The 19,181-nt window shown below is 61.0% G+C and carries 9 protein-coding genes and 1 tRNA gene; all 10 read left to right on the top strand.

All coding sequences use genetic code 11. The features are described 5' to 3' along the window. Positions 1–64 precede the first annotated feature (64 nt). Positions 65–4,477, top strand: coding sequence for a hypothetical protein (locus IPJ76_02315; GenBank protein ID QQR87081.1), 4,413 nt, complete (start codon positions 65–67; stop codon positions 4,475–4,477). 3 nt (positions 4,478–4,480) lie between these two features. Continuing rightward, entirely contained in the window at positions 4,481–5,128 is a 648-nt protein-coding gene (gene plsY, locus IPJ76_02310; GenBank protein QQR87080.1) for a glycerol-3-phosphate 1-O-acyltransferase PlsY, read from the top strand. Then, the gene (locus IPJ76_02305; protein QQR87079.1) at positions 5,125–9,684 is read left to right on the top strand and encodes a PD40 domain-containing protein; all 4,560 of its coding nucleotides are present in this window, start codon (positions 5,125–5,127) and stop codon (positions 9,682–9,684) included. Before plsY ends, IPJ76_02305 begins: the two co-directional genes overlap by 4 nt. Further along, the gene (locus IPJ76_02300) at positions 9,638–11,356 is read left to right on the top strand and encodes a hypothetical protein (GenBank protein QQR87078.1); all 1,719 of its coding nucleotides are present in this window, start codon (positions 9,638–9,640) and stop codon (positions 11,354–11,356) included. The genes IPJ76_02305 and IPJ76_02300 overlap by 47 nt, the downstream gene beginning before the upstream one ends. Positions 11,357–11,405: 49 nt before the next feature. Then, on the top strand, positions 11,406–11,681 hold the full coding sequence (locus IPJ76_02295; GenBank protein QQR87077.1) for an ATP-dependent Clp protease adaptor ClpS: 276 nt from the start codon (positions 11,406–11,408) through the stop codon (positions 11,679–11,681). A gap of 7 nt (positions 11,682–11,688) precedes the next feature. Then, positions 11,689–12,480, top strand: coding sequence for a M48 family metallopeptidase (locus IPJ76_02290; protein ID QQR87076.1), 792 nt, complete (start codon positions 11,689–11,691; stop codon positions 12,478–12,480). Between the two features lie 95 nt (positions 12,481–12,575). After that, positions 12,576–13,805, top strand: a complete 1,230-nt coding sequence (locus IPJ76_02285; protein QQR87075.1) for a PKD domain-containing protein — start codon at positions 12,576–12,578, stop codon at positions 13,803–13,805. Positions 13,806–13,888: 83 nt separating this feature from the next. Next, positions 13,889–13,962 (top strand) — tRNA-Arg (locus IPJ76_02280). Between the two features lie 162 nt (positions 13,963–14,124). Then, a complete protein-coding gene (locus tag IPJ76_02275) occupies positions 14,125–18,423 on the top strand; it encodes a PKD domain-containing protein (GenBank protein ID QQR87074.1) in 4,299 nt (1,432 codons plus the stop codon). A 171-nt stretch (positions 18,424–18,594) separates the two neighbouring features. Continuing rightward, positions 18,595–19,116: a hypothetical protein gene (locus IPJ76_02270; protein QQR87073.1), complete on the top strand. Its 522-nt coding sequence runs from the start codon at positions 18,595–18,597 to the stop codon at positions 19,114–19,116. Positions 19,117–19,181: the final 65 nt, after the last annotated feature.

The raw sequence follows: 19,181 nt of genomic DNA, 5'->3' as shown, positions 1-19,181 counted from the left end.
CCTGTGGCGACTACCACTTCGTTCGTTCCTCGCACTGGCGTTCCTGGTCGCATCCACATGGGCAGTGGCACAGACCAAGCCCTTCAGCTCCGACCAGGCCATCTTCCTCCAGGAGATCACCGACTTCCTGGAAGCCGCCGACAAGAAAGAGGCGCGTCCCTTCATCGAACAGACGTTCGCTCCCGCATGGAACGGCACCTTCCTCACAGGCGCCATGCGCATCAAGGTGGTGGAAGTCGCCAACTACATGCAGAAGAAGCGCTTCGAGGCCTTCCCCTCGTTCCGCGACTACCTCGGCGCCGTGGCGGCCTTCGCCTCCAGCGGCAAGAGCGCGGCAGAGTTCGATGCGTGGATGGCCAGCAACCAGAAGATCATCGACGGTGGCCGCAAGAAGCAGTTCAGCGATTTCATCGCCGTGTGCGCCGGCCTCTTCAAGGAGAACGTGCTCTACGCCAGCGCCAGCACGGTGTGGAAGAGCAGCAACAACAAGTTCACCTTCGCCTACGACACCGTGCCGAAGATCCTGTTCGAGCGCATGGACCTGAAGTGTTACGCCAAGCGCGATAGCGCGGTGATCCTTGGCACCACCGGCACCTACCTGCCCACGCTCGCCATGTGGTACGGCCGCGGTGGCAAGGTCACCTGGGAGCGCGCAGGGTTGAAGCCGGGATCCACGTTCGCCGAATGGGGCGGTGCCTATCAGGTGCCCTTGAAGAGCGCCACGTTCGAGGTGGACAGCGTGCAGTTCAACGACCCCTACTTCGATCGCACGTTGCGCGGCCGTGTGGTGGACAAGGTGTTGGCAGGCGCCGACGAGGACAACGCCAGCTACCCGCGCTTCGAGAGCTACGACCGCCGACAACGCGTGAAGGATATCGTGGAGGGCATCGACTTCGAGGGCGGCTTCACCATGAAGGGCGCCAAGCTGCAGGGCTATGGCACACGCGATGAACCCGCCTACCTCACTTTCTACCGCGACAAGCGACCGTTCATCGTCACCAGCGGCCTCATCTACACCATCGAGCAGGAGAAGATCAGCAGCGATGACGTAGGCGTGAAGATCACCCTCGACAAGGACAGCATCTTCCACCCGAGCGTGAGCCTCAAGTTCATCAAGGACAAGAAACAGCTCACCCTCATCAAGAAGGACGAAGGCCTGAGCAAAGGCCCCTACTACGACACCTACCACGAGCTCGACATGTACTTCGAGACGCTCGACTGGAAACAGGGCGATCCCGTGATCCACTTCGGCAACCTGCAGGGCAGCTCGCAGACCAAGGCCAGCTTCGAGAGCTTCGACTACTTCAAGGAGAAGCGCTACATGGGCATGCTCGGCATCGACGCCGTGCACCCGCTGGTCCGCTTGAACGACTACACCAAGCAGGCCGGTGAGGTCTTCACCGCGCAGGACTTCGCGGTGTTCACCAAGCTGCAGAAGACGACCGTGGTGCCCATGCTCATCGACATGGCCAACAAGGGCTACCTGCTCTACGATCCGGAGAACGAGCTGGTGACGGTGAAGCCCCGCCTGCGCGAGCACATCCTGGCCAGCGCCAAACGCCGCGACTACGACGTGCTGCAGATCAACAGCAACATCGACGACGGCAAGAACGCCCTGCTCAACCTGCTCAACTGGGACCTCACCGTGCGCGGTGTTTCGCGCATCATCGTCAGCGACAGCCAGGACGTGAAGATCTACCCGGCCAACAAAGAAGTGGTGGTGAAGAAGGACCGCGACTTCAGTTTCGGCGGCGTGGTGCAGGCGGGCAAGCTCACCTACCACGGCAAAGAGTACTACTTCCACTATGACCCGTTCGTGGTGGACCTGCTGAACGTGGACAGCGTGAGCTTCATGGCCGACAGCTTCGAGCCTGACGACAACGGCTACCACTACCAGGTGAAGGTGCGCAATGTGCTGGAGCAGGTGAGCGGTACCCTGGAGATCGATGAGCCGAGCAACAAGAGCGGCATCCAACAGGTGAAGGGCGAGGATGGTAAGATGAAGGCGAAGTACCCCGAGTTCCCAAAGTTCAACAGTGCCAAGGAGAGCTATGTCTTCTACGACAAGAAGGACATCCAGAAGGGCGTGTACGACCGCGACAAGTTCTACTACAAGAGCGATCCGTTCCAGATCGACAGCCTGGACGACTTCACCAACAAGGGCCTCAACTTCCCGGGCACGTTGGTCAGCGCGGGCATCTTCCCGGACATCCGCGAGCCACTGGGCCTGCAACCGGATTACGCGCTGGGCTTCGTGAAGCCAACGGGCGATGCGGGTTTGCCGCTCTACGGCAAGAAGGCAACATTCACCAGCACCATCAGCCTCAACCACGGCGGTCTGCAAGGTGAAGGCACGCTCGAATACCTCACCACCACCTACCAGAGCAAGGCGCTGGCCTTCTGCCCTGACAGCACCTACGGCATGGCCGATACGCTTTGGAACCAGAAATCCGCAGCGGCGATGAAAGTGCCCGAGGTGCAGGCCGCCAACGTGTTCACGCGTTTGGAACCGAAGAACGACAAACTGCTCGCCGACCGCCGCGCAAAGCCAATGACCATGTACGGCGGACAAGGATTCCTTTACGGTCTCACCGAGCTCACGCCCAAAGGCATGACCGGCGCCGGCCTCGTCGATTTCACCAACGCCACGCTCGCCAGCGATCTCTTCGACTTCACCACCATGCAGATCCATGCGGACACCAGCGACTTCCGCCTCACCGAGGGCGACACGGCCAGCATCGCCTTCCGCACCGACAACGTGAACGCCACCGTGAAGCTCGACGAACGCATCGGCGAATTCGTGAGCAATGGCAAGAACACCAAGGTGGAGTTCCCCGTCAACCAGTACATGTGTTTCATGGACCGCTTCAAGTGGTTCATGGACCAGGGCGACATCGAGCTCGAAGCCGACCAGACCGCGGCCGCAGGCAGCGAGGACCTGCAGTTGAGCGGCAGCAACTTCATCAGCACCCGGCCCGATCAGGACAGCCTCAGTTTCATGGCGCCCAAAGCACGTTACGACCTGAAGAACCACCTCATCACCGCCAACGATGTGCCCTACATCCAAGTGGCCGACGCGCAGATCACCCCCGACAGCAACCGCGTGCGCATCCGCCGCAACGCCCAGATGGACCCCATCACCAACGCGGTGATCGTGGCCAACTTCGTCAACAAGTACCACACGATCTACAACGCCACGGCCAACATCAAGGCCAAGCGCGATTACAACGCGGTGGGCGACATCGATTACGTGGACGAGAACCAGAAGAAGTGGCCGATCCACCTGGACAAGGTCGCGGTGGACACGGCGTACGCGACCTACGCCGAAGGCAAGCTCGGCGAGAAGGACAATTTCCAGCTGAGCCCGCATTTCGACTACTTCGGCGATGTGCGCCTGCGGGCCAGCGAGAAGCCGCTCACGTTCGACGGCAGCACGCGCATCATCCATGTGTGCGAAGGCCTCGAGAAGAACTGGATGCGGTTCCGAGGCCCGATCGATCCCATGGAGGTCTTCATACCCGTGGGTGATTCGCTCAAGGACGACATCGGTGCCGACATCGGCGCGGGCGTTTTCGTGAGCAACGACGACCCCTTCTCCCTCTACGGCACCTTCCTCAGCCGCAAGAAGGACGGTAAGGACCGCCCGGCCATCGCCAGCAAAGGCCTGCTCTTCTTCGACAAGGCCAAGCAGGAGTACGTGATCGGCCCCAAGGACAAGATCCGCCAGCGCAACCTGCCCGGCGATCTCGTGGCCCTCAACACCACGAGTTGCGAGATCACCGCCGATGGCCGCATCGGTGCAGGGCTCGATCTGGGCCGTGTGCAGCTCATCGATGTGGGCACCTTGAAGCACGTCCCCGGCACCAAGGAAACCACGGCGCAGGTGACGCTCACCGCCAATTTCCACTTCCACGACAATGCGCTCGAACGCATGGTGGAGGAGATCATGGCCTACCCCGACCAGAAGCAGCTCGACCTGCAGAAGACCAACTTCGAGAAGATGATGCGCGAGCTGCTCGGTCTGGAGAAGAGCGACAAGCTCATCAGCGAACTCAGCCTGAAGGGTGAACTGAAAAAACTGCCGGATGAACTGATCCGCAGCCTCATCCTCAGCGATGTGCAATTGAAGTGGAACCAGAACGAAGAGGCGTGGGTGAGCGACGGCCCCATCGGTGTGGCCAGCGTGCTGAAGAAGACCGTGTTCCGCACGCTGAAGGGCAAGGTGGAACTGGCGCGCAAACGCAGCGGCGACAGCATGACCATCCTGCTCATGCTCGACGACCAGACCTACTACTTCTTCCAATACTCGCGCAACTACCTCTATGCGTACAGCAGCGATCAGCAGTTCAACACCATGCTCGGCGAATTGAAGGACGACAAGCGCGTGCTGGAAGCCAAGAAGGACGAAGCAGCCTACCAGTTCATCCTCACCAACAAGAAGAAAGTGGACGACTTCAAGAACCGATACGGTCTTTGAACCATGGACAGCCACTGGTTGTACAGCGCCGCATCGATCATCCTCGCTTACATCGTGGGCAGCATACCCACGTCGGTGTGGTGGGGCAAACGCTTCCATGGCGTGGACGTGCGCGAACACGGCAGCCGCAATGCGGGCGCCACCAACACGTTCCGTGTGCTCGGCTGGAAGGCCGGGCTTCCCGTGCTGCTCATCGACGTGCTGAAGGGCTTCCTGCCCGTACGCATCCTGCCCAATTTCACCAGCTACGAAGTGGACAGCGATGCGTGGATGTGGTTCCGCGTAGCACTGGTGCTGGCCACGGTCATCGGCCACCTCTACCCGGTCTTTGCCAACTTCAAGGGTGGAAAAGGCGTCGCGACTTCCCTCGGTGGTGTGCTGGCGGTGCACCCGGGCGCAGCGCTCGTGTGCATCGGCGTTTTCGCCATCGTGTTCATGGCCACCAAGTACGTGTCGCTCGGCTCCTTGCTCGCAGCGCTCAGCTATCCGATCAGCGTGGCCTTCGGCTGGCACGAGACCAGCGACGTGAAGGTGGGTTTCTCCATCGTGTTGTGCGCGCTCGTGTTCTGGACGCACCGGCAGAACATAGGCCGCTTGTTGAAGGGAGAGGAGAACCGTATGCAGCTCAGCTCCAAAACCGGCAACGCATGAAACGTGCGGCGGCGTTCCTCCTTTTGTTCGTCATGGCTTTCTGCGCTATGGCACAGGGTGATGCCGCCCAGAAGGCCAAGGCTGCCGCGCTCTTCGATGGAGGCAAGTACAGTGAGGCACTGCCGCTCTACTCGCAGTTGGTGTCGCTCACACCCAGCGACCACGATCTCAACTACCGGCTTGGTACCTGCATGGTGCACGGCGGCGGCGACAAGGACAAGGCGGTAGGATTCCTGCGTTTCGCTGTCCAGGGTGCGGGCATTACCCCGCGCGCGCACTACGAATACGGTCAGGCCCTGCAGGTCACCTACCGCTTCAACGATGCGCTCGCAGAGTACGCCAAGTACAAGGCCACCGCCGATAAGCGCATGCTCGCCGAACGGCCGACGGAGGCGGTGGAGAAGCAATGCCGCAACGGCACCCAGCTGCTCAGCAATCTCAAGGAGATCGAAGTGCACAACAAGGTGGAAGTGGACCGCACCCAGTTCGATCGCTTCTACGACCTCACCGACATGGGCGGCCGCATCATCGCTGTACCGGAAGAACTGATGAGCGCGCTGGACAAGAAGAGCGGCGAACGTTCTTTCCTCTTCAAACCGGACAAAGGCGGCACCATCTACTTCAGCAGCTACGGCAAGGACGGCAAGACCGGTCGCGACATCTACAGTACCGAACTGCTGCCCAACGGAACGTTCGCCGTGCCGCGCAAGCTCGCGGGCTACATCAACACCGATCAGGACGAGGACTTCCCCTACCTGCACCCCGACGGCAAGTCGTTCTACTTCTGCAGCAAGGGCCACACGAGCATGGGCGGCTACGACGTGTTCCGCAGCACGTACGACCGGGGCCTTGATGTCTTCGGTTCACCGGAGAACCTCGACTTCGCGGTGAACACCCCCGATGATGACATGCTCTACATCGTCGATCCCGAAGGGAAGGAAGCGTGCTTCGCGAGCTCGCGCGAGAGCAAGCAGGGCCAGGTGCACGTGTACCGCGTGAGCACGGCCCAGCAACCGCTCGCGCTGGTGATCCTCAAGGGTCAATACTTGAGCGAGATCGATGCGGGCGATCGCAAGGCGCACATCGTCGTGGAGGATGCGGTGACACGGCAGCAAGTGGCCGATGTGCGCACCGGGCTCGATGGTACCTACGTCCTGTCGTTGCCCCGCAGCGGCAAGTACAAGTTCATGGTGGAAGCGGGCCCGGGCGGACGCACGCATGTGGGCATGGTGGAGGCACCGCGCGTGGACGGTGCGCGCGCCTATCGCCAAGAGCTGATCCTGCAGAACCCCGGAGGCCAGGAGAAACTGCTGATCAAGAACTACTTCGACGAACCGCTGCCCGATGACCTCATTGCACTGGCGCTCGATGAGATCAAGCGCAGGGCGAAGCTGGATATGACCGCCACGGCGCCAGTTGCGCAAGCGCCCGTCGAGGATGAGCCCGTTGGCGATGTGATGACACGGGCCGGCTTCGCGGGGAACATCACCACCACGCAAGCAGTGCAATTGGCAGCGGAGGATGCACGTGAACTCACCGCATCGGCACAAGACCTGAAGGACCAGAGCGAGGCGGCATACACCGCTGCGTTGCGATCCGCCGCCGAAGCCGAGCGGGCCAACACCGCTGCCGCGCAGCACATCCGCAACGCCGATGCTGCCACGGACGACGCGGTGAAGAACACCGAGATGACCGAGGCCGCGCGCGAACGTGAACGTGCACGCACGGCAGGTCTGCGTGCAAAGGCCGCCATGCGCGCCGGTGAGGACCTGGAAGCCGAAGCACTCGCACGCCAGCAACAAGCCGTGAACGCCGAACGCCTCAGCACCGACTTGGCGGCCGCCGTGAACGCCAAGAACGATGCGACCACCGTGCAGCACCTCACCAAGTTGAAGGAACGCGTGGACGTGAAGACCGGGCCCAACGCCGAGGTGGCCGCGCACGAGCGCACCCGCCGCGCCATGGTGGAGAAGGAAGCAGAGGCCAGCCGGGCATTGCAGGCCGCCGCAACCAAGCGCGATGAGGAGACGGATGTCGTGGCGAGCATCAACCGCTTGGAACGCGAGCGCGACCAGACCAAGAGCAAGGGAAAGAAAGACGAGATCACCCAGCAGATCACGCAGTTGAACGACCAGCTCGCCGCCATGCGGACCGAAACCGAACGCGCGTTCGCCAAAGCCAAGGGCGCGCAGAACGAAACGGCGGTGATGCGCAGCCAGTCCGCGCTGATGAAGTCCTTGGACGATGGTGCCGCTCCGATGACCGGCACTGAAATGACCGCAGCGCAACGCGGTGAACTGGGACAGCGCGTGGCCACCATTGAGATGAGCACGGCCGCGTTGCCCATCGACGAACGGTTCGAAGCGGCCATCGCCGAAGAAGTGGAACGCCAGCGCGCAGTGGCCAACGACTGGTCGACCGGTGGGGCCAGTGTTGCTGACAACGGAAGTGCCGCACCCACCGCGGTGCGCAACGTGGACGGCATCGATCGGTTGGCCACCCAGCGCACGGAAGCACAACGCGCGGACCTTGACAAACAGACCACCGGCGATCGCGCGGTGGGCACAGTGACGCAACCGGCCGGGTCGCAGGAGAACGCAGGCTCCGCGACCACGACCACCGCCGACGGCGCGAATACGGCCAACGGAGAGGACGATGGTTCACGCACAGTGGACAACGCAGCGATAGGAAGTGACGTTGCGCAAACGGGCAACACGGGAAGTACCAACACTGCGAGCACGAACGGAAGCCAGGTGCAGACAACGGGCACAGCGGTCACGGACCTTTCCACTGCGGCCCAAGCCCCGGTCCAAGTTCCACCTGACAGCTTGATGCCTTCAACGCCTGATCCCGGGGCAGCGCTCGTGACTTCCCCCGATCCTGCGCAGCAGCGGTTCGTGGTGGAGAACGAGATCGCGGAACTGGAGCAACTGCGGGCCAGCGAACGCAACAAGGACGAACGCGCAAAGCTGGAGGCCCGCATAGCCGAAGCGAAGGAACGTCTGGCCACGCTGAGCGCCGAAGCTGAACGCACCGAGGTGGCGGAGACCATCACCATGCAAAGCGACACCCCGGAAGTGGCGCGCGCCGCCGTTGAGTTCGATCGCACCATGCGCGATGAGGATCTCATCGGCAAGCTCTTCACCAGCTACACCGCTGACCGCGACCGCTCGCTGAAGCTGACAGATCCGGTGGAACGCGCCAACGCCGCCAACGGCTTGGAACTGATGCTGGTGGACAGCCTGCAGGCCGAGACCGATCGCCAGACCACCCTGCTAGAACTGGCGCCGCAACGCGCCGATGAGCTACTTCCACGCATAGAACGGTTGCGCCTCATGCGCAGCGCACACAATGCTGAAGCCGAGCGCTATGCCCGCGAGGCGGAACTTGCCCAGCGCCACGCGGCACTGGCCGCCAACCCGGAGGAAGACTACGCCATCGACAACACAGCGACGACCGCCACGCGTGCCACCTTCAGCGGAACGGAGCACGTGGACAGCTACGTGGATCCCACCGAGGACAGGCAGTTCATGCTCGAGAGCCCTGTAGAGTTCCGTAGCAGCAAGGTGAAGGATGCCGTAGCCATGCGCGAACAGGATATTGAGCGCATGGTGCGGTTGGAGGAAGAGATCGATTCGCTGGAGAACATGTTGGGTACCATGCCGCAGGGCAAGGACTATGACAAGCTGCGCAAGAAGACGGACAAGCTCATCGACGACCACATGATCGAGCGCACCGAGATGGGAGAGCGGTCGGGCTTCCTTAGCGACGAGGAGTACAAACATGCGAACGACAGCTTGAAGAGCGTGCGCACTGACGTGGCCAAGCTCGGCCTGGCGCCGGATGAGCCGTTGGTGCAGTTGGCGAAGCAGTTCGAGGAGGATGCGCGCACCAACTTCACGCAGGCCCAATTGCTGCGCAAGAGAGCCGATCGCACCGAGGACATTGTGCTCCGCGACAGTTTGTTCCGCACGGCCTTCGGAAAGGAGCTCGAAGCGTTGCGCGGCCTCGATCAGAGCATCACCGTCAACAACTACCTCCTTGGTGGTGAGCACGAACGCGGCCAGACGCTCACGTACGCAGAAGTGGAGCGCCGCATGTTCGGTCCGGATGAGCCTGTGCTGGCCGATAGCGCAACACCTGCAAGCGGGACAACCCGAACTGCTGACGACGCGACCGACAGCCTTAACGTCCCGGCCACCGGTACGGTGGAGCCCGACGTCCCGACCAGCAACTCAATCACGGGATCGGAACAGACGCAACCTGGATCCTATGTAGTTCCTCCTGTATCCACTACGACCGGCAACACGACCGCATCAAGCGGCGGCGCCACGACCACGGCCAGCAGGGAAGCTCGACCGGGGAATGCCCCGGGCACGCCACAGAGCGGAGCACAAGCGGAGCGCGCGGGCGTTTTCGTGGAACACAAATACGACGTGCTCGCAACGGAAGCACTGCGAGGATGCGCAATTGTTCGAGAAGAGCTCACTGGCCGAGGCCGATCGTGCCATGGCACTGCGCGACAGTGCCGCAACCGCAAAGAAGCGGGACCGTGATGGCATTGAAAAGTTGGCTGTGCTCGCTCAGCAGCGTTCGGATGAACTGCACCGGAAGTCCGTGACCTCCAGCGCGCGTTACGATTCGCTCATCGCGGAACGCGACGCTGCCGCACGCCAAGCTGAGTTCGACGCCCGCCTGAAACAGTTCTACTACTTGAGCCCGGAGGAGCAGGCCATGGTCATGCAGAACGGCGATCACAGCCGCTACTTCGAGGCGCGTTCGCAGGCCATTGCCCAGCGCGAACAAGCATCTGAAGCTCGCACGAACGCTGCAAGTTCCCGCGAGCTGGCGCGCTCGCTCATTGATCAGGCGCAAGCCATCATGAACAACGCCACGGGTGCGCAGGGCGCCGATCAGCAGCAGATGGCCCAAGCTTCATCGCTCAATGAGCGCGCTGTGCAGCTCACCAACCGGGCTGACTCGCTGTCCGTTGTTGCGGCACGGCAGGACGGCGCGGCAGAGTTGAACGAGAGCCAGGCCGCAACGCAGTTGCAAGCGTTGACCCCTGAGAAGAGCACGGATATCATGGCCTTGGAACAACGCGCGCGCCGCACCGAGCCGATGCTGGCCGAAGCCCGCAGCGCCGCACCCGTGGAGCGGACGGGCGATCCGGCTGTTGTTGCCATCAATAGCCCAGTGCAGCAGCAACCGGCCCCTGCGGAAGTCCCTTCGACCGCGAGCACGGTCGGTACGTCGCCCATATCGAATACCGCCGCTGCCAATACCGCCCTGCCGCCTTCGTCCGGAGCACCCGGGTTGCTGCCACCGCTCGAGGCCGATGTGTTCACGCTGCTGCCAGCCACCGGCCAGCCTCGCAACATCGTTATGGATGGACCATTGCCTGCAGGCCTGGTCTACAAAGTGCAGATCGGTGCGTTCAAGTACCCCATCACCGATGAGCTTTTCAGCGACATGACGCCGATCAGCGGCGAGACCTTGGGCAATGGGATGGTGAGGTACATGGCCGGTATGTTCACCCAGTACGCCAACGCCGATGCCGCAAAGCAACAAGTGCGCGACCGTGGCTATCGCGATGCGTTCGTAGTGGCCTATATGGATGGGAAGCGCATCGGTTTGTCGGAGGCTCGAACGGTTGCTGGCCAGCAGGGTCAACCCGCTGCGGCGCAGGTCCCCGCTGGAGATCGCACAGGTCAGCAACCGGTGGCACAAGCGCAACAGCCCGCGATCATCCAAGCCCCGGTGAGCACGGGTACGGTTGCCCAGCCCGCACCAACGGCCGATGTGCTGGCCAAGTACGCGCCCTCCGCCGATGCCGTGCTCGACGCCTTCAAGCCCGCGCCGGAAGCCGCTGCCTACTACAATGTGCCCGGCGCCGCTCCGGCCAAGCAGGTCGAGACCATCAAAGGGCTGTTCTTCACGGTGCAGGTGGGCGTGTACAGCAAACCAGTGCCACTGGACAAACTCTTCAACATTACCCCGCTCAACAGCGAGCTTACGGAAACGGCCAAGGTGCGCTACACCACCGGTATCTACCTGGACAGCGAGCGTGCGCGCGTGCGCAAGGACGCAGCGGTGGGCAATGGTGTGAAGGACGCCTTCGTCACCGCATACCTGAACGGCAAACGCATCCCGATGACCGACGCTCGTGCCTTGTTGGCCCGCTTCGGCAATGCGGTGCTTGCCGATCCAGCACTGGCCACACCGTAGTGCCGGGTCGGGTGACGGCAATACATTTGCTCGTCATCAGAACCAAGCCATGCCGACGAAGTACTTCGAGCAAGAGGAGACAGAAGTAGTGGAGCTCGTTGAGGGCCAGCGGGAGATCGTCCTCCACAACGATGACGTGAACACCTTCAGCCATGTGATCATCTCGTTGGTGGAGGTCTGCGGCCATGAGGTCTTGCAAGCTGAACAGTGCGCGTGGATCGTGCACCACAACGGCAAGTGCAGTGTGAAGCGCGGGGCTTATCCTGAATTGGAACCCATGTGCTCGGCTTTGCAGGAGCGGGGTTTGTCGGCGGACATCAACTGAACCTTTCATGAACAAGCGCTTCGTTGCCATCGGTCTTCTCGTTCTTGCTGTGGCCTGCGCCAAGGTGCCCATCACCGGACGCAACCAGATGAACTTGCTCCCGGAGAGCGAGCTCATGGGCATGAGCCTCACCTCTTACCAGGACTTCCTGAAAGAGAACCCACCGCTACCGGGAACGGATCAGCGCGTGCAGATGGTGAATGGGATCGGCGATAAGTTGGCTGCTGCCGCGACCAAGTACTGCAATGACAACGGCGCTGCCAGCCGTGTGGCGGGCTTCAATTGGGAGTTCAACGTCGTGGATGACCCGACGGTGAATGCATGGTGCATGCCCGGCGGCAAGGTGGTGGTGTACACGGGCATCCTTCCCGTAACGCAGGATGAAGCCGGCTTGGCGGTGGTAATGGGCCACGAGATCGCGCACGCCATTGCGCGGCACGGCAACGAGCGGATGAGCCAGGGTGTGCTAACCCAATTGGGTGGGGTGGCGCTAACGGTCGCTCTGAGCGAGAAGCCCGCACAAACGCAGAACCTTTTCCTCCAGAGCTACGGCATCGGCAGTCAGTTGGGCATGCTGGCCTACAGTCGCAATCACGAGAGCGAGGCCGATAAAATGGGCCTCATTTTCATGGCCATGAGCGGCTACGACCCCCGCACCGCACCCAAGTTCTGGGAGCGCATGAGCGCCGGGGGGGGGGCCGCGGTGCCGGAACTGCTCAGCACCCACCCTAGCGACGCCACCCGTGTTCGGGACCTTGAGGCGTACATGCCCAAGGCGTTGGAGTATTACAAGCCGTAAGGACCGTCCGGTTGTTGGTCGCCGGAACCCTTTCCGTTCCGTCTCGTTGAAACCGTCGCGCTCGGGGGCATCCTTACGCCCTGGGGTAGCGGAAAATGAACCTTCGTACCCTCCCAGTCCTCTTCTGCCTATGCAGTGCCACCATGCTTTCCGCCCAGTCCTTCCGGGTGAAGATCACCACCGGTTTGAGCGTTTTCAATGATGAAGCCAAGGTCCAGTTCTACACCGGCGCACCCACCATCGACCCGGCTGACGTGCCGAAGGTGGGATTCGGCCTGGGGCCAGGACCCAAGATCGCGTGTGTATCAGCGGACGGTGCCGATATGGAACTCAACGCATACGGGCCGTTCGGTACGGATATCACCATTCCGTTCAAGGTAAGCGGTCCTGTTAGCGGGGCATACGCCATCACCATCTACAGCATCCACGATCTGTTCGGGTCATCGTGCATCGTGCTCGAAGATGTCCTGGAAGAGGTCTCAACGCCGATTCTGGCCGGCACGGCCTACCAGTTCAACCTTGATGTCAATACACCCACCGACCCGCCCCGGTTCGTGTTCCATCTGTCCGCGCCGTTGGAGCCCTCGGTGACAGACGCTTCTTGCTCGAACATGAGCAACGGTTCCGTCAGTATACCGCTTACCGGAGCTGGACCGTGGATGGTATCATGTACGGATGATCAAGGCGGTCTGGTGCAGCAGGTCAACTCGTCATCCTCACCGATCTCGCTTGCGGCGCTGGCGCAGGGCCAGTATGACGTAACGATCTCCAACAACGATGGTTGTGCAAGGACCCTTCAAGCCACGGTGGGCGCGGTCCCGGCACCCTTGGCTGATTTTTCCATCGCATCGGCGAACGTTGCAGTGAACGATCCCGTGGCCTTCAGCAATGGCTCGATAGGGCATACTGCATCTTCCTGGGAGTTCGGCGACGGGGGAGCAAGCTCCGTTTCTTCCCCAACGCATGCGTACACCACTCCCGGCGAGTACCAAGTGGACCTCACCGTGTCCAATGGTCCCTGCACAGCGATGGCCGCGACGACGGTGTTCGTGGGCCAAGCGAACGGGATCGAGGGCAACGACCCATTGGAGGCTAGAGTATTCGTTCAGGGAGATCATATCACTGTGATCTGCCCTTACGCATCGAAGTCCATGAACGCTGCTCTGTTCAGTGCCAATGGTCGCGCTGCCAGCGAACAACAGCGCGCAATGGACGGCCGTACGCCCATGTACATACCCACTACGGGTTTGGCAGCGGGCGGCTATGTGCTCCGTGTATGGGACACTGAAGGCATGCGCAGCTACATGGTGCCGGTTGCTCGTTGAGATCGACGGGTCCTCGCGGCAACTATCTATATTCGCCGCCGCTTTCGCCGGGCGCTCCCATCCGGAACGCATGGCAAACACAAGGACCCGTAGCTCAATTGGATAGAGCACTTGACTACGGATCAAGAGGTTTGGGGTTCGAATCCCTACGGGTCCGCTGAGATTGAAAAGGCACTGGAAGGTGCCTTTTCGCTTTTGGACGCCCGTTGTGCGGGACAGGTCGGACCGCACCGGCCGGTGGTGGTAAGTTCCTGTAATGGCGGCCTTCTCCTCGGAGCTGCTGTATAAGTTTGGCAGCCTATCGAAAGAGCCCTGAACCATGATGAAGAAGTACGCTCAAGTGGCGTTCCGTGCAGCGTTCGCCACAGCCTGCCTTATCACCCTTCGCGCCGAAGCACAGTTGAACGTGACGGCCGCCAATACCACCTACACGATCACTTTCGATGCCACCTTGGCCGGAGTGAACAACGGGGCGTTCGCTGGCACTGGTTTCCAGTCCGTTCCCGGTGCAGGCCGCCTCGACAGCGATGCTTGGTCTCACACGGGCATGAGCGACGGTAACTTGGCTTTCGGCGCTGCGGGTCTGTCAGGCGACCATGCACGGGGTACTACTGCGCCTGGCAATGCCGCGATCACCACGGGTGGTTTCTACTCCTTCGGTGGTGGGTCCATAACGGGACGCGCACTAGGCATTCAGCCCATCGTCTCGGATTGGACCCCAGGTACGCTCACGTTGCGCATCGTGAACAACAGTGGGTTGAACCTCACTGCGTTCGACCTTGCCTACAACCTGCACATCCGCAACGATCAGAATCGCTCAAACTCGTTGAACTGCGCTTGGTCGACCGATAATGTCAATTACACGAATGTGCCTGCCTTGGCGCATACCTCCACCGCACCCTTGGATGCACTCGGATTCCAAGCCAACGCCAAGAGCGCCACAATGACCGGTTTCGTTCTGGCCCCAGGGGCGTTTTTCTATGTCCGTTGGAGCGGGGATGATGTGGGCGGTTCGGGCAATCGTGACGAGTTCGCACTGGACGACATCGCCGTCACTGGACGGGCTTACACAGCCCTGCGGTTCGTGAGCACTACCAGCACCGACAATGAAGACGGGATCACCCACAACATTTCCGTTGGTATTGTCAATGCGAGTGTGGTGAACCCCACGTCGGTCGATGTCGCCTTGCTCAGCGGCTCAGCTGCCCGGATCAACGGATTTGCAACACAAACCCTCAATTGGCCCGCGAACAACACGGCCAACCAAACGCTCACTGTAACGCTCACTGATAACGGTGCTTGTGATGGCAATGAGACCCTTGTCTTCGGCCTTCAGAACGCGACAGGGGGCACATCGGCCAACGTCGGTGCTCCTAGCCAACACACGTTCACCCTTGATGATGATGAGACCAACGTGGTCACCATTGCCCAGCAGGCGTTCGACGGTGGCATCAACGACAACTGGAACATTCTCGCCGGTGGCGCCAACGTGAGTTCCACCGCGGGTGCCGGTGATTTCCCTGCGAACGAACGGATCCTTTCCTCCGGCAGTTCATGGCAAGTGAGCAATGCCAGTGCAACGCTCGATCTCGGGACGGTTTCGGTTCTGGACTACACCGCTGTGACAGTGCGCATGCGCTTGTCCAGCACGGCAACGGTGGCAGCCAACGGTGCTGATGCCGGTGATCTCGTGAACGTGTTCGCCGACGTGGACGGTGCCGGATTCCCGGTTACGGCCGATATCACCGTGAACGGCAACGCGAACGCGCGTTGGGGCTACAGCACCGGGACTGGCGTTGCAAGCGCGATCGCAGGCACGCCGGCATCCTTCACCCCGGCCGGTGGTGGCAACCGCACAACCGATGGTTACTCGTACCTCACAGTGTCGATCCCGGACGGTAGTAGCACGCTTGCCCTCCGTGTCCAAGCGATCAACAACAATGCAGCAGAGCTGTGGAACATTGATAACGTAACCGTGGAGGGTGTGCGTTGCCGCCCCATTTATTACAGCCGTGCGAGCGGTGCCACTACGGGTTCCATCTGGAGCACATCGCGCACCGGTAGTCCTGCGGCTTCAACGGCTACGTTCGACTGTAACGCCACCATGGTGTTGCAATCGCCTGATGTGGTTGATATGGGCGCAGGCCCCTTCGATCTCTTCGAACTCCACGTGGAAATCGGCAGCACGCTGAACCTGACCGCTGCACCGGACATTGATCTATGCGGGAACGCAATGGACGTTGATGGGGCCGTGACCACGAACATGTTCGATGAGGTCGAGTTCCTTAACGAAGGCCCGGCAACGCTCAGTGGCGATGCTGTAGCGGTGAATTTCGAGACGCTCATCGCCAACGGCGAAGGCCTCACGGTCGTTGGGCTCGATACCGTGAACATCTGGACTGAACTGCGCGTGGAGAACGACGACTTCGACGCGAGCGCGACGCGACTGAACCTGCGCAGTGATGCGAATGGTACGGCACGCCTTGCACCGGTGATCGCACCGGACACCTACACGGGCTCTCTCACCATGGAGCGTTACGTTCCTGCGGGCACAACGAATTGGCGCTCATTGGCGAACCCGATCGTGGGCAAGAACGTGGCGAGCTGGAAGGACGACTACTACACCGCGGGTTTCCCGGGCTCGCACTTCCCCGGCTTCCAGGTAGGTGGCAACCCATGGCCCAGCATCCGCCATTACGATGAAACGAACGTGGGTGCACTGTTGGGCGATGGACTGATCGGCGTAACCGGCACCGGTATGACGCTGACACTCGGCAAGGGCTTCACCGCCTGGAGCGGTTCCACGTTGAACACCACAACCGCTTTCGTCATTGACGTTACCGGGGTGCCCAACATCGCTGGTACGCCCTTCACTTTGCCGATGACGTGGACGAACACCGGCGATCCGACGGTGGACGGATGGAATCTTGTTGGCAACCCGGTGCCATCCCCGATCGATTTCACGGACGTGGCGCTCGGTGCTGACGTCGACAACTTCTATTATGTGTTCAACCCGGTCACCGGCAACAACGCTACATGGGATGAAGGCTTGGGCTTGAGCATTCCCGGCGGACAGTTGAACGGCAACATACAGAGCAGTCAAGGCTTTTGGTTGAAGGCCAACGGTGCAGCGGTGACAACCACCGTTGATGAGAATGCCAAGGTGTTGGACCTCAACGGTGGTGGATTGTTCGGCGGTGAGCAGTCTGCTCCTCACCCTATGGTGCGCTTGCAGATCAACAGCGGCATCAATGCCTTCTTGGACGAAACAGTGGTGCACTTCGCCACCGGTGCTCCGACCTACGGTGATGAGCACGATATCGAGAAGATGGTCTTTGGTCACCCGGAGGCTCCGGCCATTTGGAGCAACAGCTCCAGCGGCGAAGACCTCATCCTGAACGCATGGGGCGGATTGGCGGCTGATGCCGTGATCCCGGTGAGCGTGAAAGTAGGCGTGACGGGTACCTACACGTTGAAAGCCTATGAAGCGCAAGGCATCATGGGCCGCAGTTGCCTGGTGCTCGAGGATCTCTGGACGGGCACCAGCACCCCGCTGACCGAGGGCGCGGAGTACACCTTCGCTGCCGATGTGAACGACGCTGCGGAGCCCGCGCGTTTCGTGTTGCACGCTACCGCCAGCTTGCCGCACTATTATGAAGCGACCACGTGCAGTGGTGTGAACGATGGACAGGCGACCGTCGTCAATACCGGAAGTACACCGATCGACCTGACCTGGATGGATGAAATGGGCAACGTCCTGCTTGTGCAGAACCAAGTGCTGGGGGTTGGCATCTTCACCGGGTTGGCTGCTGGCGATTATGCCGTTGAGGTTACGGGCGCTGGTTGCGGCTCCATGGTCGAAGCGTTCACCATCGATGCTCCTTCCGCATTGGCCATCTCTTCGGTGCCCAGTGCCGCAACCTGCGTTGTTGCTTCGGACGGGGCTGTGGACCTGATCGTGTTCGGCGGCACTGCCCCATACAGCTATCTGTGGAGCAACGGTGCAATGGATGAGGACCTGGTCGGTGTGCAAGCCGGTGTTTACGATGTGGAGGTTACCGACGCGAACGGCTGCAACATCCAGATGAACGGTTCGGTCGTCACTTCCGGTCAAGGTCCGGTGGCGGCGTTCATCCCTAGCGCCACATTACTGGCCATTGGGGAAACTGCCTACTTCTACAATACGGGCACTTACGGCGTCCAATACGCCTGGGACTTTGGTGACGGCTCCTCATCCGTCGATGGCGATGGTGAGCATGCCTATTCCATGCCCGGCAGCTATACCGTGGTGCTCTCGGTAACGGATGGCGACTGTTCGGCGGTAGCGAGTGCGCAGGTCGTCGTCTCAGGCAGCACGGGCTTGGTCCAGCTGGCCGATGAAGCGGTGCAAGCCATGGTGGTGGACAACGGCTTTGTGGTGCGCTGGGACTTGACCACTGCGGATGAGATGGTGTTCGATGTGATGGATGCTGAGGGGCGTGTGGTGGCCACCCGTGCTTCGTCCCTTGCATCAGGTCGTGCGGTCTTGGACATGTCCGCCCAAACGGATGGTGTGTACTTCCTGCGCGTCACCAGTTCGTCGGAACAGCGCGTCTTCAAGCTGCCGTTGATACGCTGATCTTGAAGGCCCTTTTCGGAACGCCCTCCCACGGAGGGCGTTCCGTTTTTGCAACCTTTCAGTGGCCGTCGCGTTCAACCGGCCGTCCAAGTAGTTCAGGTCAACTACTTTGAAGAGTCACGGGCCCTCACTGGCAGCAATGCCAGTGGGGGTTCCGTGCTTAACACCGGGATGAGCGTGCGCCACTATTTTGGCGCGGTCAGAACACAGCCTGTGGATCATCTGTTGGAACGTGCCATCCGCCTTGCGGCCAAGGTCCATAAAGGCCAGGTGGACCGGTTCGGGAAACCTTATGTGATGCATGTGATGCGCGTGATGATGCGCGGGCACGACGCCGAAGAGCAGGTGCTGGGCGCACTTCACGATGTTCTGGAGCGCAGTGAGCTCAAGCCGACCGATATCCTTGCTCGAGGATTCCCCGAGCGGGTAGTGAAGGCCCTTGAGCATATCAGCAGGAAAGAAGGGGAGACCTATGAGGCGTACATCGATCGGGTGTTGCAGGATGGTTTGGCGGCCCGGGTGAAGCTCCACGACCTGGCCGACAAAATGGACCTGAAGCTTGTGGAGCAGCTTGATCCGGCGGATCTGAGGCGCTACAACAAACAACTGGCGGCCTACCACCGACTGAAGCGTGTGGTGGAGGAAGCCCGCGCCAACATGACGATCTCCAAGCGCGCCCGAGAAGGGGCTTGACCTTCCGGGGCGCAAGCACATCCTGTCAAGGTGCGATGAAGGCCCCAGCGGGCCCGGGATATCTT

This window comes from Flavobacteriales bacterium (genome assembly GCA_016699575.1).
Lineage (GTDB): Bacteria > Bacteroidota > Bacteroidia > Flavobacteriales_F > PHOS-HE28 > PHOS-HE28.
The sequence above is the reverse complement of the archived record's forward strand: the minus strand, read 5'-3'. Positions and strand labels throughout refer to the sequence as shown.